16 protein-coding genes are annotated in these 20,005 nt (G+C 70.2%); 10 read left to right on the top strand and 6 right to left on the bottom strand.

All coding sequences use genetic code 11. The annotated features are described in order from the left end of the window. Nucleotide 1 precedes the first annotated feature (1 nt). On the bottom strand, nt 2-439 hold the full coding sequence (locus SRB17_RS03680; RefSeq protein WP_153534504.1) for a MarR family winged helix-turn-helix transcriptional regulator: 438 nt from the start codon (nt 437-439) through the stop codon (nt 2-4). A 90-nt stretch (nt 440-529) separates the two neighbouring features. Between SRB17_RS03680 and SRB17_RS03675 the strand changes: the two genes are divergently transcribed. Then, nucleotides 530-1,528: an NADP-dependent oxidoreductase gene (locus SRB17_RS03675; protein ID WP_153534502.1), complete on the top strand. Its 999-nt coding sequence runs from the start codon at nt 530-532 to the stop codon at nt 1,526-1,528. 104 nt (nt 1,529-1,632) lie between these two features. Beyond that, entirely contained in the window at nt 1,633-2,052 is a 420-nt protein-coding gene (locus tag SRB17_RS03670) for an organic hydroperoxide resistance protein (protein WP_153534500.1), read from the top strand. A 147-nt stretch (nt 2,053-2,199) separates the two neighbouring features. Here SRB17_RS03670 and SRB17_RS03665 read toward each other — a convergent pair whose 3' ends face one another. Together SRB17_RS03665 and SRB17_RS03660 are read right to left on the bottom strand one after the other, a co-directional pair. Beyond that, nucleotides 2,200-3,351: a serine hydrolase domain-containing protein gene (locus tag SRB17_RS03665; protein ID WP_153534498.1), complete on the bottom strand. Its 1,152-nt coding sequence runs from the start codon at nt 3,349-3,351 to the stop codon at nt 2,200-2,202. Nucleotides 3,352-3,607: 256 nt separating this feature from the next. Further along, nucleotides 3,608-4,564, bottom strand: a complete 957-nt coding sequence (locus SRB17_RS03660) for an SCO2400 family protein (RefSeq protein ID WP_153534496.1) — start codon at nt 4,562-4,564, stop codon at nt 3,608-3,610. Between the two features lie 200 nt (nt 4,565-4,764). Between SRB17_RS03660 and SRB17_RS03655 the strand changes: the two genes are divergently transcribed. From SRB17_RS03655 to SRB17_RS03620, 8 genes are all read left to right on the top strand, one after another. Continuing rightward, nucleotides 4,765-5,922, top strand: a complete 1,158-nt coding sequence (locus SRB17_RS03655; protein WP_323374922.1) for a mandelate racemase/muconate lactonizing enzyme family protein — start codon at nt 4,765-4,767, stop codon at nt 5,920-5,922. Next, nucleotides 5,919-6,923, top strand: coding sequence for a zinc-dependent alcohol dehydrogenase (locus SRB17_RS03650; protein ID WP_323374921.1), 1,005 nt, complete (start codon nt 5,919-5,921; stop codon nt 6,921-6,923). Before SRB17_RS03655 ends, SRB17_RS03650 begins: the two co-directional genes overlap by 4 nt. Nucleotides 6,924-7,056: 133 nt before the next feature. Beyond that, nucleotides 7,057-8,028, top strand: a complete 972-nt coding sequence (locus tag SRB17_RS03645; RefSeq protein WP_323374920.1) for a hypothetical protein — start codon at nt 7,057-7,059, stop codon at nt 8,026-8,028. A gap of 44 nt (nt 8,029-8,072) precedes the next feature. Then, on the top strand, nt 8,073-9,182 hold the full coding sequence (gene chvE / locus SRB17_RS03640; RefSeq protein WP_153534494.1) for a multiple monosaccharide ABC transporter substrate-binding protein: 1,110 nt from the start codon (nt 8,073-8,075) through the stop codon (nt 9,180-9,182). A 43-nt stretch (nt 9,183-9,225) separates the two neighbouring features. Continuing rightward, nucleotides 9,226-10,776 (top strand): multiple monosaccharide ABC transporter ATP-binding protein, encoded by a 1,551-nt coding sequence (gene mmsA / locus SRB17_RS03635; RefSeq protein ID WP_153534492.1) that lies wholly within the window; start codon nt 9,226-9,228, stop codon nt 10,774-10,776. Next, nucleotides 10,773-12,017, top strand: a complete 1,245-nt coding sequence (gene mmsB / locus SRB17_RS03630; RefSeq protein ID WP_153534490.1) for a multiple monosaccharide ABC transporter permease — start codon at nt 10,773-10,775, stop codon at nt 12,015-12,017. The genes mmsA and mmsB overlap by 4 nt, the downstream gene beginning before the upstream one ends. Before the next feature lie 57 nt (nt 12,018-12,074). Further along, nucleotides 12,075-13,238 carry an aldose epimerase family protein gene (locus tag SRB17_RS03625; protein ID WP_153534488.1) on the top strand — a complete coding sequence of 388 codons (1,164 nt, stop codon included), beginning with the start codon at nt 12,075-12,077 and terminating at the stop codon, nt 13,236-13,238. Nucleotides 13,239-13,319: 81 nt separating this feature from the next. Then, entirely contained in the window at nt 13,320-15,128 is a 1,809-nt protein-coding gene (locus tag SRB17_RS03620; protein WP_153535692.1) for a pyridoxal phosphate-dependent aminotransferase, read from the top strand. Nucleotides 15,129-15,606: 478 nt separating this feature from the next. Here the strand turns inward: SRB17_RS03620 and SRB17_RS03615 are convergent, their stop codons facing one another. From SRB17_RS03615 to SRB17_RS03605, 3 genes are all read right to left on the bottom strand, one after another. Next, a complete protein-coding gene (locus SRB17_RS03615) occupies nt 15,607-16,482 on the bottom strand; it encodes a geranyl diphosphate 2-C-methyltransferase (protein WP_228395827.1) in 876 nt (291 codons plus the stop codon). 54 nt (nt 16,483-16,536) lie between these two features. Beyond that, nucleotides 16,537-17,772 carry a family 2 encapsulin nanocompartment cargo protein terpene cyclase gene (locus tag SRB17_RS47485; protein WP_323374919.1) on the bottom strand — a complete coding sequence of 412 codons (1,236 nt, stop codon included), beginning with the start codon at nt 17,770-17,772 and terminating at the stop codon, nt 16,537-16,539. A gap of 650 nt (nt 17,773-18,422) precedes the next feature. Next, nucleotides 18,423-19,856: a family 2B encapsulin nanocompartment shell protein gene (locus SRB17_RS03605; RefSeq protein ID WP_153534486.1), complete on the bottom strand. Its 1,434-nt coding sequence runs from the start codon at nt 19,854-19,856 to the stop codon at nt 18,423-18,425. Between the last annotated feature and the right edge of the window lie 149 nt (nt 19,857-20,005).

The following is a 20,005-nucleotide window of genomic DNA, read 5'->3' as shown; positions in this document are numbered from 1 at the left end:
CTCAGGCGTCCAGCATCCGGCGCAGCAGGTCGCGCAGGGAGCGGCGTTCCTCCTCCGACAGACCGGCGAGGGGCTCGCGGGCGAAGCGGAGGCCCTCGCGCAGGTCCCTGGCCATGCGCACGCCCTCGTCCGTGGCGACGGCCAGCTTCACACGACGGTCGGCGGAGTCCGGGCGGCGCTCGACCAGCCCCCGGGACTCCAGGCGGTCCACTATCCCGGTCACGTTGGACGGCTCGCACTTGAGCTTCTGGGCCAGCTTGCGCATGGGCAGCGGCTCCAGCGCGAGCAGGCTGAGCAGCCGGGCCTGCGGTCCGGTCAGGGTGTGCTCGCCCGCCGCCTTCTCGTAGTCCGCGTAGAAGCGGGCGACGACGTCACCGATCAGTTCGACGACCTCCATGGTCAGGGCGTCGGGGCGGCGGGTCTTCGATGGGGTGGACATGGCCTCCAGGATACCCGGTTACTTGACATCCTGAAATATTCAGGTGCAGGGTTGTTTCAGGTTCTGAAGTATTTTGAGAAAGGCCCTGTCATGACCAACCGTGAGTGGCACCTCGTCAGCCGTCCCGTCGGCTGGCCGAAGCCCGAGGACTTCGCCCTCGTCGAGACCCCCGTCCCGACCCCCGGCGAGGGCCAGGTGCTGGTGCGGAACAAGTACCTCTCCGTGGACCCGTACATGCGCGGCCGAATGAGTGCCGCGAAGTCGTACGCCGCCCCCTACGAACTGGGCAAGGTCATGCAGGGCGGCGCGGTCGGCGAGGTGATCGCCTCCAACGCCGAGGGCATCGAGACCGGCGACCACGTCCTGCACTTCTTCGGCTGGCGCGAGTACGGGGTCCTGGACGCGAAGAACGCCGTCAAGGTCGACCCCGAGGCCGCGCCCCTCTCGACGTACCTCGGCGTGCTCGGCATGACCGGCCTGACCGCCTATGCCGGCCTGCTGCGCACCGCCTCCTTCAAGGAGGGCGACATCGTCTTCGTGTCCGGCGCGGCGGGCGCCGTCGGCAGCCAGGTCGGCCAGCTCGCCAAGCTCATGGGCGCCTCGCGGGTCATCGGCTCGGCCGGGTCCGACGACAAGGTCAAGCTGCTGGTCGAGGAGTACGGCTTCGACGCCGCGTTCAACTACAAGAGCGGCTCCGTGAGCGAGCAGCTGCGCGCGGCCGCGCCGGACGGCATCGACGTCTACTTCGACAACGTCGGCGGCGACCACCTCGAGGCCGCCATCGGCTCGCTCCGCCAGGGTGGCCGGATCGCCGTCTGCGGCATGATCTCGGTCTACAACAACACCGAGCCCGCGCCCGGCCCGCGCAACCTCGCCCGGCTGATCCAGACCCGGGGCCGCATCGAGGGCTTCCTGGTCGGCGACCACTACGACCTGCAGCAGGAGTTCGTCCAGAAGGTCGGGCCGTGGGTCGCCTCGGGCGAGCTGAAGTACCGCGAGACGGTCGTCGAGGGCATCGAGAACACCCTCGAGGCGTTCCTCGGGGTGCTGCGCGGCGACAACATCGGCAAGATGATCGTGAAGCTCTGACCGGCCAGGACTTCTGCTGTGTTTTCGGCATGCGGTAACTTCTTTCCGAAACCGCCGTCGATCGTGGGCGCGAGTCGTGGCGGACCGAGGAGGAGGACAACCGCATGCCCATCACGCAGTCCGACGTCCTGTACACCGCCGTCGCCACCGCCGAGAACGGCCGGGACGGCCGGGTCGCCACGGACGACGGCCGACTCGACGTCGTCGTCAACCCGCCCAAGGAAATGGGCGGCAGCGGGTCCGGGACCAACCCGGAGCAGCTGTTCGCCGCCGGGTACTCCGCCTGCTTCCAGGGCGCGCTGGGGGTCGTCGCCCGGCAGGAGGGGGCCGATGTCTCCGGCTCGACCGTGACCGCGAAGGTCGGTATCGGCAAGAACGAGGACGGGTTCGGGATCATCGTGGAGATCTCGGCGAGCATTCCCGACGTTTCCGCCGAGGTGGCCCGGGAGCTGGTCGAGAAGGCTCACCAGGTGTGCCCGTACTCGAAGGCGACGCGGGGGAACATCAGCGTGACGCTGGTCTGACCGTCGTCGTTGCGTACTGCGGGGACCGCACCCTTGGACGTGGGGTGCGGTCTCCTTTTCGGCGGGGGGCGTCTGCCGGGTGCGGCTCGTCGTGAGTTGCTCGCGCCCACGCGGCGGAGCCGCACTTCGATACGGCCCCGCGCCCCCTCAGGGCGCCACCGCCACCCGGTGCAGCACGCGCGCGAACCCGTCGTTCTCCGGTGCCGCCCCGCCCGGGAACGCCATCCTCCGGCGCGTATAGCCGTAAGCCAGGCCGCTGCGCGGGTCCGCGAAGGCCTGGGAGCCGCCTGCGCCGCTGTGGCCGAAGGTGCCGGCGCCCAGGAACGGGTGCCACACGTCGGCGGTGGCCTGGAAGCCGAGGCCGAAGGCCTTGTGTACGCGGGCCACCAGGTCGTAGCCGACGGAGTGGATCTGGCCCACCTCGGCGATCGTGTCGGGCTTGAGCAGCGGCGGGCGGTCCTCCAGTTCGCTGATCGCCGCCGCGTACATCGTGGCCAGACCGCGCGCGGAGGCCACGCCGCCCGCCGACGCCGGTCCCTTGGCCCGTACGAGACGGGAGTTGGCGTGGTCCTCCAGGGTGCCCGGGTCCGGCACATGCGTGTTGAAGGCGATCGAGGTCAGCGTGTGCGGTCCGGCCGGCCGGGCGTCCAGCAGCGCCTGCTGCTCGGGGGTCGGGGCCATCGGCTGCACGGTCCGGAAGCGCGGCTCCTCGGCCTCCGGCAGCCCCAGGTAGAAGTCGAGCGCGTACGGCGCGCGCACCCGCTCCTCGTACACCTCCTGGAGCGTGTGCCCCGTGGCCCGGCGGACCACCTCGCCGCTGAGGGCGCCGATGACGACGGCGTGATAGCCGAAGGCGGTACCGGGCCGCCAGTAGGGCTTCTGGTCGGCGAGCCGTTCGGCCATCGCCCGGTCGTCGGCCAGCTCCTCGGCGGAGAACCCGGCGTCGATCCCGACCAGGCCCGCCCGGTGCGCCAGCAGGTCTCTCAGTGTGACGGAGCCCTTGCCCTCGGCGCCGAACTCGGGCCAGTAGTAGGTCACTTTGCGGTCGAGTTCCAGCGTGCCCTCCTGCACCAGCAGCGCGACCACGAGATGGGCGGCGCCCTTGGTGGACGAGAACACGCCGTACAGCGAGTCCGCCTCCGCGCCCGCCCACAGGTCGACGACCCGCCGCCCGTGCACATACGCGCACAACTGGCCCTCGTAGTCGTCCCGTTCTCCCTCGACGAAGGCGGCGAACTCCTCACGCACCGCCTCGAACCCCTCGGCGACCGTGCCCTGGACGGTGATCTGCTGCGTCATCCGCTCTCCTCAACCTGAGCCGCTGCTCGCTGCTCCCTCTCGGCACAACGCCCGTTCCCGCTCGGGACGTTCCCGAGACCGGTACGGCGCGATGTACCTGTTCGACTCAACCGCCGCGAACGCCCGTGGGTGTCACCACTGCCCCGGATGGCGGATGGCGGATGGTGGCGCGGAGCGCGGGACGGGGCTCAGCTGCACGACCGCAGAACAGGGCCGGAGGACGTGGTGGGGGTGGCACGCGGATGCGCGGCCGGGCTCAGGTGCACCACCACAGGAAACGCGTGCACGTCTTGGTGGGCGACGGGGTCGGGGACGGAGGTGGCGCCGTCGGGCCGCTGGAGGGGGTGGAGGCCGGCTGGGAGGAGGCGGTGGGCGCCGGGGCCTGGGCGGTGCCGCCGGAGCCCGCCGTGGCGGTCTGCTGCGCCTTTCCGGTGTCCTTGGCGTCGGGCGACGCGGAGCGCTTGTCCTTCGGGGACTTGGAGGTGGACGCGGAGGCGTCGGGGGAGGCGGAGCCGGCCGCACCCGGGGTCGCGCCGGAGGTGTCGGAGGCCGGGTCGGCCGTGACGCCGGGGGACGCGGAGGACGTGCCGCCGTCGGCCGCGGTGTCCCGGGTGGTGTCCGGCTGTCCGCTGGAGAAGGGCGAGAAGGGCGCGTCCGTGCCGAGTTCGGCGAGGCCGAGGCTGCCCGCGGCCAGCACGAAACCCGCGGTGATCAGCACGGCACGGCGGCGCCGGCGCCGGTGTGCGGCGGCCTTGCGGTCGCGGCGGCTGGCGTCGGCGTCGGCGGGACCGGCGCTGCTGCCGCGCGCCCGGCGCCGGACGGACCGGCCACCGGAACCGGGGTCGGCCGGGGAATCGGACTCGGGGTCGCCGTCGGCCGCCTCGGTATCCGTGTCCGTGCCGGCCGCGGACCCGGCCCCGGGAGCCCAGTCCTCGCGCGGCTCCGGATCCGCCGCCCAGGCCGCCTGTTCCGGCGCCGCCGGCTCGTACTGCTGGGGGACCCGGTACTCCTGGGAGGCGTACTGCTGGGGCGCGTACTGCTGGGACCCGTACTGCTGCGGAGAGGGCTGGGGAGCGCCGTACCCCGGCGTCTCACCCGAGCCCGCGTGCGCGTACGCGGGCGGCACCTCCGCGGCGGCGCGCGCCGGAGTTCCGCACCCGGGACAGGCCAGGGCGCCGTTGAGGTGCCGTTGGCACGGGTGGCAGTAGTCCATGACGCCGGAAGACTAGATTCCCCATGGGTCACGTTCCTAGGCACCACTGTGAAGGTTTCGTAGAAAGCGAAAGAATTCTCGAAAGGCTTGCCGAAACCGTTACCTGTTCGACCCATTGACACCCCCGCCGCCCCGTCCTTACTGTCACGCCAGCATTTCGAACGTGTGACGAAATCTCGAACAGCTGAAGGGCAACTGCCGTGCGCATCACCGGAATCAGCACACACGTGGTCGGCACGCCGTGGCGCAACCTGACCTACGTCCAGGTGCACACCGACGAGGGGATCACGGGAGTCGGCGAGACCCGGATGCTCGGTCACACCGACGCGCTGATCGGCTACTTGCGGGAGGCCGAGGCCAATCACATTCTCGGCTCGGATCCGTTCGCGGTCGAGGACCTGGTCCGCCGGATGAAGTACGGCGACTACGGCCGTGCGGGTGAGATCGTCATGTCCGGCATCGCGGTCGTCGAGATGGCCTGCTGGGACATCAAGGGCAAGGCGCTCGGCGTGCCGGTGTGGCAGCTGCTCGGCGGCAAGGTGACGGACCGGGTCAAGGCGTACGCCAACGGGTGGTACACGACCGAGCGAACCCCGGAGGCCTACCACAAGGCCGCCCAGGGGGTCATGGAGCGCGGTTACCAGGCGTTGAAGATCGACCCCTTCGGCACCGGGCACTTCGAGCTGGACCACCAGGGGACCCTGTACGCCGTCTCGCTCATCGAGGCCGTGCGGGACGCGATCGGCCCGGACGCCGAGCTGATGCTGGAGATGCACGGCCGTTTCTCCCCCGCCACCGCCGTCCGGCTGGCCAAGGAACTGGCGCCGTATCGGCCGGCCTGGCTGGAGGAGCCGGTTCCGCCGGAGAACCTGAAGGCGCTGGAGAAGGTCGCGGCCAAGGTGGACATCCCGGTCGCCACCGGTGAGCGGATCCACGACCGGATCGAGTTCCGCGAGCTGTTCGACAGCCAGGCCGTGGACATCATCCAGCCCGACGTCGGCCACATCGGCGGCATCTGGGAGACGCGGAAGCTCGCCGCCACCGCCGAGGCCCACTACATGCTGGTGGCCCCGCACAACGTCGGTGGCCCGGTGCTGACCGCCGCCTCGCTCCAGGTCGGCTTCACCTCCCCGAACTTCAAGATCCTCGAGCACTTCAACGACTTCGCGGACGCGGAGATCAAGAAGGTGGTCAAGGGCGCCCCGCAGGTCGTGGACGGGTACTTCCAGCTCTCCGACGCGCCCGGTCTGGGCGTGGAGCTGGACGTCGACGCCGCCGCCGAGTTCCCGCAGCAGCAGGCCCGGTTCGACCTGTGGGCCGAGGGCTGGGAACAGCGCAAGCCGAAGGGGACCAAGTGAGCACCGCCGTCGTCGTCGAGGCCCCCGGCCGGCACCGGCTCGTGGCGCACACGCCTCGCGAGCCCGCTCCCGGCGAGGCACTGGTGACCGTGCACGCGGTCGGCATCTGCGGCAGCGACCGCGAGGTGTACCAGGGCAACCGGCCCGAGGGGTACGTCCGTTACCCGCTCACCCCCGGCCACGAGTGGTCGGGGACGGTCTCCGAGGTGGGCGCCGGGGTTCCGGCTGGACTCGTCGGGCGCAAGGTCGTCGGCGAGGGCTTCCGCAACTGCCAGGTCTGCGACCGCTGCCACGCCGGCGAGACCACCCTGTGCACCCACGGCTACGAGGAGACCGGGTTCACCCAGCCCGGCGCCATGGCCGGCACCCTGACCCTCCCGGCCCGGCTGCTGCACGTCCTGCCGGACGACGCCGACCTCACCGCCGCCGCCCTGCTGGAGCCGGCCGCCTGTATCGCGGCGGCCGCGCTGAAGGCCCGCGCCCTGCCGGGCGAGCGGGTCGCGGTGGTCGGCACCGGCACGCTCGGGATGTTCGCCGTGCAGTTCCTGAAGGCGGTCTCGCCGGCGGAGCTGCTCGTGGTCGGCACCAGGAACGACCGGGAGGCGCTGGCGCGGCAGTTCGGGGCGACCGACTTCCGGCTGAAGGACCGGGAACTGCCGGCCGACTTCGACGTGGTCATCGAGACGGCCGGCTCCGCCTCCGCCGCGCGCACCGCCGCCTCGCTGCTCCGGCGTGGCGGACGGCTGGTCCTGACCGGGATCCCGGCGCCGGGCGCGGACGGGCTCGACCCGACCGATCTGGTCGTACGGCAGTTGGAGGTGCACACCGTCTTCGGGGCGCCGCCGGACGCCTGGGCGCACACCGTGCGGGTGTTCGGCACCGGGCTGCTGGACCCGTTGCCGCTGGTCACGCACGAGCTGCCGCTGACCGAGTTCCCGCAGGCCATCGAGCTGGTCGGGGCCGGCGATCCGAAGGTGGGCAAGGTGCTGCTCCGTCCCTGAAGACGTACGCCGGTCAGGGCGTGACCTGACGGCGCCCTGACCGGCGTACCACCAAGGCGTCTTCGGACGCAGTGCCGTTTTCATACCCAGAGCCGCGAACCTCGTCCGAAATACCGAACACGAAGGACAGCTTGTGACGACCGACGCTTCCGCCACGGCGGCCCGCCGACCCGGTGAGCAGGCACTCACCGCGCTCGGCCTGGGCGCGCCCGCCCTCGACCCCGCCGACGCCTCCGCACACAGCTTCCCCGGCGGCGGCCGCTGGCGCACCGAGATCCCCTCGTGCGAGGGTCCCGAAGCGCTGGCGGTCGTCCTGAAGGAGTCCTCGCGCCTCGATGTGCCGATCCACCGGATCAGCCAGGGCAGCGGCGTGTGGATGCTCACCGACGCCGAGATCACCGAGATGGTCGAGGCCACCGCGGCACGCGACATCGAACTCTGCCTGTTCACCGGCCCGCGCGGCACCTGGGACATCGGTGGCTCGGTGCGCTCCGACTCACGGGGGGCCGGACTGCGCGCACGAGGCCACGACGCCGTCGCCGGGTGCGTCGAGGACGCCGTACGGGCAACGGAGTTGGGCGTCAAGTGCCTGCTGGTCGCCGACGAGGGCGTGCTGTGGACGCTGCACCGGGCCCGGGAGAACGGCATCATCCCGGCCGACACCACGCTGAAGGTCTCCGCGCTCATCGGCCCCGTCAACCCGGCGTCGTACGCCGTCTTCGAGCATCTCGGCGCCGACTCGATCAACGTGCCCAGCGATCTGACGCTGGATCACCTCACCGAGATCCGCCGGGTCTCCGCGGCTCCGATGGACATGTATATCGAGGCCCCGGACGACCTGGGCGGCTATGTGCGGATGTACGAGGTCGCCGAGCTGATCAGACGCGGCGCCCCGCTCTATCTGAAGTTCGGCCTGTCCAAGGCGCCCGGCATCTACCCGTGGGGCACCCACCTCAGGGACGTGACCCTGGACACCGCCCGGGAGCGGGTGCGGCGCGGCCGGCTCGCCCTGGACCTGCTCACCCGGCACGGCGCGGACGGCGACATGGCGCCGCTCGGCTCCCGGCTGCCCGGAAAGCTCAACCGTTTCCCCACCACCGCGTGACCCCTCAACGACGAGACGACCGAGACGACCAAGGACGGATCACCATGCGCAACCGCAGAGCCGCACTCACCGCCATAGCCGGAGCCGCCTCCCTCGCCCTCACCCTGACCGCCTGCGGGCAGAGCAGCTCGGGCGGCAGCAAGGAGAAGACGGGTGACGTCAAGGGCGCCACCATCGGCATCGCGATGCCGACCAAGTCCTCCGAGCGGTGGATCAACGACGGCAACGACATGGTCAAGAACCTCAAGGCCAAGGGCTACAAGACCAAGCTGGTCTACGGCGAGGACGACCCGAGCACCCAGGTCTCGCAGATCGAGAACATGATCACGCAGGGCGTCAAGGGCCTGATCATCGCGGCCATCGACAACAAGTCCCTGAACAACGTGCTCCAGGAGGCCGCCCAGGCCAACATCCCGGTCATCGCCTACGACCGGCTCATCCTCGGCACCAAGAACGTCGACTACTACGCCTCGTTCGACAACGAGAAGGTCGGCACCCTCCAGGGCACCTACATCGTGCACAAGCTCGGCCTGGACAGCGGCAAGAAGGGCCCGTTCAACATCGAGCTGTTCGCCGGGTCCAACGACGACAACAACACCCAGTACTTCTTCAACGGCGCGATGAAGGTGCTCCAGCCGTACATCGACAAGAAGGAGCTGGTCGTCAAGTCCGGGCAGACCAAGCTCAGCCAGGTCACCACCCTGCGCTGGGACGGCACCACCGCGCAGAAGCGCATGGAGGACATCCTCACCTCCTCCTACAAGAGCGGCAAGGTCGACGCGGTGCTCTCGCCCTACGACGGCATCTCCATCGGCATCATCTCCGCGCTGAAGTCCGACGGTTACGGCACCAGCAGCCAGCCGCTGCCCGTCATCACCGGCCAGGACGCCGAGCTGGCCTCGGTGAAGTCGATCATCGCCGGCCAGCAGTCGCAGACCGTCTTCAAGGACAGCCGCAAGGAGACCGCGGTCGCGGTGACCATGGTCGACGACGTCCTGCACGGCAAGAAGCCGCAGGTCAACGACACCAAGACCTACACCAACGGCGCCAAGGTCGTGCCCTCCTACCTGCTCCAGCCGGTGAGCGTGGACAAGACCAACTACGAGGACGTCCTGGTCAAGGGCGGTTACTACACCGAGTCCCAGCTCAAGTAAGCCCGCCCACCTGCCCGACACACACTGATTGGAAGGCACGACCATGGCGGGACCCGTCCTGGAAATGCGCTCGATCGTCAAGACCTTTCCCGGTGTCAAGGCGCTGTCGGACGTCACCCTGACCGTCCGGCAGGGCGAGGTCCACGCCATCTGCGGGGAGAACGGCGCCGGCAAGTCGACCCTGATGAAGGTGCTCTCCGGCGTCCATCCGCACGGCACCTACGAGGGCGAGATCCTCTTCGAGGGGGAGGTCTGCCGGTTCAAGGACATCCGGGCGAGCGAGCAGCACGGCATCGTCATCATCCACCAGGAGCTGGCGCTGGTGCCGTACCTCTCCATCGCGGAGAACATCTTCCTCGGCAACGAGCACGCCACGCGCGGACTCATCAACTGGCGCGAGACCCTGCGCCACGCCACCGAACTGCTGCGCCGGGTCGGTCTCGACGAGCACCCGGAGACCCGCGTCGCCGACATCGGCGTGGGCAAGCAGCAGCTCGTGGAGATCGCCAAGGCACTGTCGAAGGAGGTGAAGCTGCTCATCCTCGACGAGCCGACGGCGGCGCTGAACGACGAGGACAGCGGCAAACTCCTCGATCTGATCCTGGAGCTGAAGAGCCAGGGCATCACCTCGATCATCATCTCCCACAAGCTCAACGAGATCCGCCGGGTCGCCGACTCGGTGACGATCATCCGCGACGGGCGGTCCATCGAGACGCTCGACGTGAAGGCGGAGGAGACCACCGAGGACCGGATCATCAGCGGCATGGTGGGCCGCGACCTCGACCACCGCTTCCCCGAGCGCACCCCGCACGAGGCGGAGAAGGGCGCGGCGCCCGCGCTGGAGATCCGGAACTGGACCGTCCATCACCCCATCGACCAGCAGCGCAAGGTCGTGGACGATGTGTCGATCAGCGTCCGGCGCGGCGAGATCGTCGGCATCGCGGGCCTGATGGGCGCCGGCCGCACCGAACTCGCGATGAGCGTCTTCGGCCGCACCTACGGCCGGTACGCGGGCGGCACGGTCCTCAAGGACGGCACGGAGATCCGCACGAAGACCGTCGCGGAGGCGGTGGAGCACGGCATCGCGTACGTCACCGAGGACCGCAAGCACTACGGCCTCAACCTCATCGACACCATCAACCGGAACATCTCGCTGACCGCGCTGAAGAAGGTCGCCAAGCGGGGCGTGGTGGACGAGCAGGCGGAGCGGCAGGTCTCCGAGGGCTTCCGCAAGTCCATGAACATCAAGGCACCGACGGTGTTCGAGCCGGTGGGCAAGCTGTCCGGCGGCAACCAGCAGAAGGTCGTCCTCAGCAAGTGGATCTTCGCGGGTCCGGACGTGCTGATCCTCGACGAGCCCACCCGCGGCATCGACGTGGGCGCCAAGTACGAGATCTACACGGTCATCGACCAACTGGCCGCCCAGGGCAAGGCGGTCGTCTTCATCTCCTCCGAGCTGCCCGAACTGCTCGGCATGTGCGACCGCATCTACACGATGGCCGCCGGGCGGCTGACCGGTGAGGTGCCGCGGGCCGAAGCCACGCAGGAAGTGCTGATGCGCCAGATGACGAAGGACAAAGAGGTAACGCGATGAGCACGGACGTCACCGACAAGAGCCCGGCCGCCGCGCCGCCGGGCAAGGGCGGACCGACCGCCGGCGAGAGTCTGTTGCAGCTGGTGCTCGGCGGCCTGCGCCGCAACATGCGCCAGTACGGCATGCTGATCGCCCTCGGTCTGATCGTCGTCCTCTTCCAGATCTGGACCGGCGGCGACCTGCTGCTGCCCCGCAACGTCTCCAACCTGGTGCTGCAGAACAGCTACATCCTGATCCTCGCGATCGGCATGATGCTGGTGATCATCGCCGGGCACATCGATCTGTCGGTCGGCTCGATCACGGCGTTCGTGGGCGCGTTCGCGGCCGTGCTCACGGTGCAGCACCATATGGCGTGGCCCGTCGCCCTGGTGCTGTGCCTGCTGGTGGGCGCGGTGGCGGGCTCCGTACAGGGCTTCCTGATCGCGTATTTCGGCATACCGTCGTTCATCGTCACACTCGCCGGGATGCTGCTCTTCCGCGGCCTGACGGAGATCCTCCTCAAGGGCCAGACCCTCGGCCCGTTCCCGAACGGCCTGCAGAAGATCGGCAACGGCTTCCTGCCCGCGGTCGGCCCGAACACCAACTACCACAACCTCACCCTGCTCCTCGGCATCGTCCTGGTCGCCGCCGTGGTGTGGCAGGAGGTGCGCGACCGGCGCCGCCAGCAGGAGTTCTCCCTCGACGTGGTGCCGAGGAACCTCTTCCTGCTCAAGCTCGTCGCCCTGGTCGCCGCGATCGTCACCCTCACGATGCTGCTCGCCAGCTACGACGGCGCGCCGATCGTGCTGATCATCCTCGGCGTCCTGGTGGGCGGCTACGGCTACGTCATGCGCAACTCGGTCTTCGGCCGGCACATCTACGCCATCGGCGGCAACCTGCCGGCGGCCAAGCTGTCCGGTGTGAAGGACAAGCGCATCACCTTCCAGGTGTTCCTGAACATGGGCGTGCTCGCGGCCCTGGCGGGTCTGGTGGTCGCCGCCCGCCTGAACGCGGCCTCACCGAAGGCGGGCGACGGCTTCGAACTGGAGGCCATCGCCTCCTCGTTCATCGGCGGCGCCTCCATGAGCGGCGGTGTCGGCACCGTGCTCGGCGCCATCATCGGCGGTCTCGTCCTCGGCGTGCTGAACAACGGCATGAACCTCCTCAGCGTCGGCACCGACTGGCAGCAGGTCATCAAGGGCCTGGCCCTGTTGGCGGCGGTCGGGTTCGACGTGTGGAACAAGCGCAAGTCCGGTTCGTAAGTCAGATCGGGCCCCGCCGCATGAGGCGGGGCCCCTCCTCTTTCGGGAGCCGCATCCATGGAACTGAACAGACGCACGGTCATTGCAGGCGCGGCGGCCGCGGGCCTCGCCGCCACCACCCTCGGCTCGGGCAGTGCCCAGGCCGCGTCCGCTTCGTCAGGGGGCCGCAAGCCGGTGAAGGAGCTCTTCGGCACGCTCGCCGACGGCACCAAGGTCCACCGCTGGTCGCTGCAGAACGGCGGCACCCGCCTGAAGGTCCTGTCCTACGGCGGCATCATCCAGTCCCTGGAGATCCCGGACCGGCACGGCCGGTACGCCAACGTCTCCCTCGGGTACGACAACCTCGACGCGTACGTCAAGGGCACCACCTTCTTCGGCGCCACCATCGGCCGCTACGGCAACCGCATAGCCAAGGGCCAGTTCACCCTGGACGGCACGAAGTACCAGCTGTCCGTCAACGACGGCGTGAACAGCCTGCACGGCGGCGCCAAGGGCTTCAACACCAAGGTGTGGGACATCGAGCCCTTCACCTCCGGCTCCGACGTCGGCCTGCACCTGTACTACACGAGCGTCGACGGCGAGATGGGCTACCCCGGCACGCTCAAGACGAAGGTCACCTTCACCCTCACCCGGCACGGCGACTGGCGGATCGACTACGAGGCCACCACCGACAAGCCGACCGTCGTCAACCTGACCAACCACACGTACTACAACCTCGCGGGCGAGGGCAGCGGCAGCATCTACGACCACGAACTCTGGCTCGCCGCAGGCCGGTTCACCCCCACCGACTCGGGCCTGATCCCCACGGGTGAGCTGGCGAAGGTCAAGGGCACCCCCTTCGACTTCACCCACCCCAAGCCGATCGGCCGGGACATCCGCATCGGCCACCCGCAGCTGGTCACCGCCAAGGGCTACGACCACAACTTCGTGCTCGACAAGGGGGTGACCGGGCGTCCGGAGCACGTGGTGACCCTTCGCGATCCGGGGTCGGGCCGCACCCTGAAGATCCTCACCGACCAGCCCGGTGTGCAGTTCTACTCGGGCAACTTCCTCGACGGCACCCTCGTCGGCCAGTCCGGCCACACCTACCGGCAGGGCGACGGCCTGGCCCTGGAGACCCAGCACTTCCCGGACTCGCCGAACGAGCCGTCGTTCCCGTCCACCGTGCTGCGGCCCGGCCAGACGTACCGGACGACGACAATCCACAGGTTCGACACATGAGTTGAACGGAGTCTCCGCCGTCTCCGTACTGAAGGGTGGCCCGTGCTCCCCCGCACGGGCCACCCCGAGACGGAGGTCCCTTTGGCCGGCAGCGTCACCTCGTTGTTCCGTGGCACCGCCGCGCACAGCCCCTCGATGGCGGCGCTGACGCGGGAGGGCGGCGACGGAACCGGCCCGGTGGACTTCTGCATCCCGTGCAACCCGTACTTCCCCACCCCGGCCATGTACGACGAACTGGCGGCCCGGCTGCGCGAGATCATCACGTACTACCCGAGCAGCGCCGACGCCATCACCGCCGAGCTGTGCGGTCTCCTCCAACTGCCGCCGCAGTGTGTGGCGATGGGCAACGGATCTACGGAACTCATCACCTGGATCGACCACTTGCTGGTCCGCGAGTCCCTGGCGATCCCCGTCCCGACCTTCGGCCGCTGGACCGACCAGCCGATGGAGACCGGCAAACGGGTCGACATGTTCCCACTCCAGGAGGCGAGCGGCTTCGCGCTGGACCTTGCCCAGTACGCCGAGTTCATCCGGCGGCGCGGCACCCGGGTGGCGGTGATCTGCAACCCCAACAACCCCGACGGCGGCTATCTGCGCAAGCAGCAGGTGGTGCAGTTCATGGACGCGATGGCGGACCTGGACCTGGTGATCGTCGACGAGTCCTTCCTGGAGTTCGCCGACGCGGAGGCCGAACCGAGCGTCGTCCAGGAGGCCATGCTGCGCCCCAACGTGATCGTGCTGCGCAGCCTCGGCAAGAACTTCGGCCTGCACGGAGTCCGCTTCGGCTACCTGGTGGCCAACCCGGCGCTCGCGGGGAAGGTGCGCGGGATGCTCCCGAAGTGGAACCTCAACTCCTTCGCCGAGCACGTGGTGTTCATGCTGAAGGAACACGGCCCCGAGTACGCCCAGAGCCTGCACCAGGTCCGCCGCGACCGCCTGGAGATGGCCAGCCACCTGTCGGCCCTGCCCGGCCTGACGGTCTACCCCTCCCAGGGCAACTTCCTCTTCGTACGACTGCCCGTCGGCGCCGAGGGCACGGTGGTCCGGGACCGGATGCTCACCGAGCACCGGATCCTGGTCCGCGAGTGCGGCAACAAGATCGGCTCGTCCAGCCGCTTCCTGAGACTCGTGGTGCGCCCCCAGGTCGACGTGCGTCGCCTGGTGACCGGCCTGGAGCAGGTGCTCTACGGGTCCAGGAGGGGAGCCGCCGTACCCGAGCTGGGCACCGGGACCAGCTACAGCTCGGGTACGGCGGCGGTGGACCGGCTGGTGAGCGAGACCAACGGGTCCGGTGTCCAGGGGCTGGCCGCACAGGCCCAGTCCCTGGCCCCCGCACCCGCCCCGGCCGCCGGCACCGGCATGCCGCTCCCCGCCGCCGTACAGCCCGGCGCCGGGATGCCGATGCCGGCGGCGCCTCAGCCGGCCCCTGCCGCCACGGCCGCACCGGCGCCCTTGCCCGCGGCGCCTTTGCCCGCGATGCCTTTGCCCGCAGTGCAGCAGCCGGTGCCGGCGCCCCAGCCGGTGCCGGCGCCTCAACCGGTGCCGGCGCCCCAGCCGGTGCCGGTGCCGGTGCCCCAGCCGGTGCCGGCGCCCCAGCCGGTGCCGGTGCCCCAGCCGGTGCCGGCGCCTCAACCGGTGCCGGTGCCGGTGCAGCAGCCGATGGCTCCGGTGCCTGCACCGAGTCCCGTGCCCGCTCCCACTGCGGTACCGGCGCCTGCGGCCGCGGTCGCGCCCACTCCGCCCGGTGTCCCGGCCCGCGGCGGGCTCACGGCGGCCCAGGTGCGCGGCATGACGGCCCCGGCGAGCGACTTGACCCCGGCCCCGGCCACGGGCTGGCCCAACGCGCAGAGCTGGCCGAATGCGGCGGGGATGGGGCAGCAGGCGGGGTAGCCGCCCGGCAACGGGCCCCGAGGCCGGCTGCCCAGTCCCGTCGGCGGGGGCGCGGACTCCGACGGTGGCACGCGGGGCGGACGCGGCAGCTCTCCCCGGTCGCTTCGGAGACCTCACGCGCCCCACCGAGGCGGTGATTGGAAGGTTTGGGCAAGGCGCTCGCGAAGCACTCGTGAAGAAAGTGCAGGTCAGGGGGGTTGGAGGGTGGCTGGGGGTGGAACAGATCTGCCCATCACGTCCAGTCGCCGCCGGTGACCAAGCTCCTCCGGTCTGCCGCCGGTAGGAGGAGCTCGCAGCTCCAGCACCGACGTGCACCGCCCACCGGCCGTCCGCCGCCAGGCCCGCCCGGCGTGCTGGTGAGGCGCGTCCGCGCCCTCCGTGGTGCAGGGTGCGGACGCAGCGTGCCCAGGGGCCCGGTGCCGCTGAGGCGCCCACTTTCCGGGCCGTCCGCGCCAGGAAGCGGGCGGCCTCCTTGGGATCAGATCCGGTCGGCCGCGATGAGGAGGTAGTGGAAGCTGCCCTCCTTGTAGGCCGTCAGGAACGGGGCCTCGATGCCCGTGGCGACCGACGACTTGGCGCGCAGTTCCCAGTAGGGGATCGTGTCGGGGGTCAGGTCCACCACCTGGATCGGCACCAGGTTGTTCGCCGCCAGCGCCCTGAAGTACTCGCTGCGCGGGTGGATGTTGCAGGTGTAGTGCTCGTCGATCCTGCTGACCGCCTTGGAACGCATGCCGGTGACGTCGTTGGAGCAGCCGGTGATGCAGACGTAGCGTCCGCCGTACTCCAGCAGGCGGGAGAACTCGGCGAAGAGCTCGAACAGGTCGACGTACATCGTCGTTTCGTTGGTCCAGATCGCGCGGCGTGAGCCGGTCTCCAGACGGGTGTCGAGCATGTTACGGAAGTGGAAGCGGACCTTGTCCATGACCCCGCGTTGCTTCGCCTGGTCGTTGGCGAAGGCGACCTGCTGCTCGGAGATGCTGACACCGTCGACGTGGCAGCCGAAGCGCGCGTTGGCCATGAAACTGCTGCCGCCCCGGCCGGAGCCGGCGTCCAGGAGGTGGGCGTCGGGGGTGATGTCGCCGAGGTGGTCGAGGAGGACGTCGGCCTGGGCGGTCTCCAGGCGGTGCAGCTCCTCGATGATGCGCTGGTCGCGGGTCTCGGGCGGACCGGCGAGGACCGAGGGGTCCCACTCGCCGAGGCCGTAGTGGTGGTGGAAGAGGCCGTCGACCTCGCCGAGCTTGATGTTGACGGGGTCCTTCTCCTTGTTCCAGTACTCCGCGACCGACTTCTGGTAGTCGGTGCGCAGGACATCGCCCATGGCGATGCTTTCCATCTGGGTGGCGATCTTGGACATGGGAATTCCTTGGCGGGGGCTGTGGGAGGGTGGGCTATGGGGGCGGGGCGGGAGTCAGGCGGCGTTCGCGGTCTCGGTTCCGGTTCCGGTTCCGGTCCCGGTCCCGGCCTCGTGGTAGCGGCCGCTGCTCGCGTGCCACTCACGGCTGCCGCCGACCCAGGCCCAGGTGCCGGCCAGGAAGCGGCGCAGTTCCGGGGAGCCGGTCTGGGTCAGCGCGGCCGCCTCGGCCTCGAAGGTGAGCATCAACTCGTTGTGGATGTCGACGGTGCGGTCGACCGCCTCCTCCAGCGAGCAGCCGTCCTCGGCGGCGATCAGCCGGGGGAGGCTGAAGTCCGTCGGGTCCTCCTTGGCCATGGAGTAGAGGTCGTTGACGATGACGCTGGCGGTGCCCGCCAGGGTGAACGCGCGCCGTACCCGGGGGTCGGAGAACTCGCCGTAGGGCACCTCGTATCCGGCGATCGCGTCGACGAGGACCATGCACGGCACGAAGCTGTTCTCGTGCCGGTGCATCAGGAACTCCCAGACGGGAGGGACGTGTCCGGAGGCCTGCCAATAGCCCTCCTGGTTGTAGGCGACGAACATGATGCCCAGCTCGTGGCGGAGCCGGCGCACCTGTGAGGTCGTGGCGTACGCGTGGAGGTTGCGCAGGCTGTCCCTGAGGGCCCGCATGACGGGGTCCGCCCGGACGACCTGCTCCAGCTGGGGGGCGTAGGCGAGCGGGAGGTGGGCCTGGTCGATCACCGAGTGGGCGATGGCGAGCCGTTGGCCGAGTTCTTGCGGCCGGGCCTCCTCGACCTCGCCGTCCACGTAGTGGTCGTCCACGGCCCACTCGGACAGCGCGCACTTGGCCGCCGCGAGCAGGCGATCGGGGTCGTCGGACTCGGGGTGAGCGAGCATGATCAGCCGCCCGAAGTCGGCCTTGCGGATCTTGTCCAACTGGCCCGGGTAGATCCCGATCTCCTCGGCCCACTCCACCAGACGCTCGGTGACGGTCTCGCCGAGGGCGGGATCGTCCCGTACGGCGGGTGGACAGTGCAGCCGGGGACCGGGGTCGGAGGCCGAGGCCGGCCGGCCGGGCTCGTGGGTCGTGGTGTGGCGGTCCGCAGGCGAGGCGCCGAGGCCGGTGGGGGCGAGGGCGGCCGCCGCCCAGGTGCCGGGGCCGGTACGGGCTGCTGCCGCCGGCGCGCCAGAAAGGGTGCGGCCGAGGGCTGCCGCCGACGTGCCCGGACCGGTGGGGCCGGTCGGAGGCGCGGCGAGGGCCGGACGAGGCGCGTCCCCGAGCGGGGGCACCGCTGCCGACGCGTCCTCGGGGGCCGACGGCGGCCTGCCGGCCGAGGCCGGCGTGTCATGGGAGGCCCGGGATGGATGCCCTGCGGTCGACGGCGCATGACCGGCCTCCGGCCGCCCGGCGGCCGCCCACTGATGCCCTGCTGCCGACGGCCGCAAAGCCGCGAGCGGATGCACGGCCGTCGGCTGGGGCCCGGCCCCGCCCGCAGGACCGGTCTCCGCCGCACGGCCAGCCTCCGCCACACCGGCCGGCGGGTGCGCACCCGCCGGATCCGCACCCCCCGAACGCGGCCCCGTCGGACGCGGCCCCGTCGGACGCAGCCCCGTCGGACCCAGCTCCGTCGGACGCGCCCCCGCAAGCCGATCCCCCATCGCCGGAGTCGGCAGCGGCAGCGGCAGCGGCAGCGGCAGGGCAAGCTTCGTGGCGTGGGCTGCGCCGCGACCGGTCCGCGAGCGGCGTGGGGTGGTCGCCGCGCCGAAGGGGGTGCGCGCTGCCGAGGTACCCGGCCCGGTCGGGCCCGGGGGCAGTGTCGGCTCGGGCGGGGCGGCGGACTGCGGGTGGGACAGGGGACCCGACAGCAGGGCCTGGACCAGGCCCGCCATGTCGTGGGTCGCGGGCGGTGCCGTGACCCGGGAGATCAACGACACGGTCGTCAGCTCCCGTTCGTGCGGGCGATCTCGACGTTCTCCAGGACGCCGAGGGCGTCGGGCACCAGGACGGCCGCCGAGTAGTAGGTGCTGACCAGGTAGGAGATGACCGCCTGCTCGTTGATGCCCATGAAGCGGACGTTCAGGCCGGGCTCGACCTCGTCCGGGATGCCGGTCTGGTGGAGGCCGATGACGCCCTGGTCGTCCTCGCCGGTGCGCATCGCGATGATCGACGTCGTGCCCTGCTCGCTGATCGGGATCTTGCCGCACGGCAGCAGGGGCACGCCGCGCCACGCGGGAATCTGGTTGCCGTGGAGGTCGATGCTGCCGAAGTAGAGGCCCCGCTTGTTGCACTGGCGGCCGAACGCGGCGATGGCCTTGGGGTGGGCGAGGAAGCAGCGGGTCTTGCGCCGCATGCTGAGCAGCTCGTCCATGTCGTCCGGGGTCGGCGGCCCCGAGTAGGTGGAGATCCGCTGGTCGAAGTCGGCGTTGTGGAGCAGACCGAAGTCCTCGTTGTTGATCAGCTCGTGCTCCTGCCGTTCGCGCAGCGCCTCGATGGTCAGCCGCAGCTGCTGCTGCGTCTGGTTCATCGGCTCGTTGTAGAGGTCGGCGACCCTGCTGTGCACCCGCAGCACCGTCTGCGCCACGCTCAACTCATAGTGGCGCGGCTCCAGTTCGTAGTCTGCGAAGGTCTGCGGCAGCGTCTCCTCGCCCGCGTGCCCCGCGCTGAGCTCGATCTCCGCCTCGCCCGACCGGTTCAGTTTCCGCTGCCCGTTGGAGCTGATGTGCTGCACGTGCCGGCGCAGCGCCTGGTGGCGGTCGGCGACCGCCCTGTACGCCGTCAGCGGCAGCGCGAGCACCGTCGTGGCGGTCGCGGAGCGGGCCGTGAACTCCCACTTCTTGGAGCCGCCGTCGAGCACCTGGCCGCCGAAGGTGTCCCCGTCGGCCATCAGTCCGATCATGGACTCGTCGCCGTACGGGCCTTCGCCGAGCTTCTCGACCTTGCCGTGCGCGATCAGGTACACGTGGTCGGCCTTGCGGCCCTGCTGCACGATGATCTGGCCGGGGGCGAACTCCTTCTGCACGAACTTGTCGGCCAGCGCGCCGAGCGCGTCCTTGTCGGCGAAGCCGCGCAGGAGCGGCAGTTCGCCCAGTTCGGCGGGGACCACCTGCACCTTGGAGCCGTTCTTCACGAAGCTCACCCGGCCGTCGCCGAGGGTGTAGGAGAGGCGGCGGTTGACCCGGTAGGTGGCGCCGGGCACGTTCACCCAGGGCAGGATGCGGGTCGCCCAGCGGGAGCTGATGCCCTGCATCTGGGGTTCGGACTTGGTGGTGGTGGCGAGATTGCGCGCCGCCGCGGTGCTGAGGCTCTGCTGCTCGCGCTGCTGCTGCTCCGACTCCGGGGTCGCGGCCGGTGCGGTGACCGTGTCGAGGGGCATGGCTCTACCTCGTCTTCCATGGCGCGGGGAACGCGACGACCTGCTGTCGTCACGCTGCGTACACAGAAGTAGCAGAGCCGTGCTTACGTTGAGTGAGCAAGCCGGGAGGCGCGCGAGGGCCAACGTCGTGTTCGAATTGCGCCCCTCGC

The organism is Streptomyces sp. RB17, from assembly GCF_009604455.1.
In the GTDB taxonomy this organism is placed as follows: Bacteria; Actinomycetota; Actinomycetes; order Streptomycetales; family Streptomycetaceae; genus Streptomyces.
The sequence above is the reverse complement of the archived record's forward strand: the minus strand, read 5'-3'. Positions and strand labels throughout refer to the sequence as shown.

Excerpts from the sequence above, each read along its gene's own strand:
- mmsA (WP_153534492.1), top strand. The coding sequence starts at position 9,226 with ATGGCGGGACCCGTCCTGGAAATGCGCTCGATCGTCAAGACCTTTCCC.
- chvE (WP_153534494.1), top strand. The coding sequence starts at position 8,073 with ATGCGCAACCGCAGAGCCGCACTCACCGCCATAGCCGGAGCCGCCTCC.
- mmsB (WP_153534490.1), top strand. The coding sequence starts at position 10,773 with ATGAGCACGGACGTCACCGACAAGAGCCCGGCCGCCGCGCCGCCGGGC.
- SRB17_RS03625 (WP_153534488.1), top strand. The coding sequence starts at position 12,075 with ATGGAACTGAACAGACGCACGGTCATTGCAGGCGCGGCGGCCGCGGGC.
- SRB17_RS03665 (WP_153534498.1), bottom strand. The coding sequence starts at position 3,351 with ATGACGCAGCAGATCACCGTCCAGGGCACGGTCGCCGAGGGGTTCGAG.
- SRB17_RS03615 (WP_228395827.1), bottom strand. The coding sequence starts at position 16,482 with ATGTCCAAGATCGCCACCCAGATGGAAAGCATCGCCATGGGCGATGTC.
- SRB17_RS03680 (WP_153534504.1), bottom strand. The coding sequence starts at position 439 with ATGTCCACCCCATCGAAGACCCGCCGCCCCGACGCCCTGACCATGGAG.
- SRB17_RS03675 (WP_153534502.1), top strand. The coding sequence starts at position 530 with ATGACCAACCGTGAGTGGCACCTCGTCAGCCGTCCCGTCGGCTGGCCG.
- SRB17_RS03660 (WP_153534496.1), bottom strand. The coding sequence starts at position 4,564 with ATGGACTACTGCCACCCGTGCCAACGGCACCTCAACGGCGCCCTGGCC.
- SRB17_RS03670 (WP_153534500.1), top strand. The coding sequence starts at position 1,633 with ATGCCCATCACGCAGTCCGACGTCCTGTACACCGCCGTCGCCACCGCC.
- SRB17_RS03605 (WP_153534486.1), bottom strand. The coding sequence starts at position 19,856 with ATGCCCCTCGACACGGTCACCGCACCGGCCGCGACCCCGGAGTCGGAG.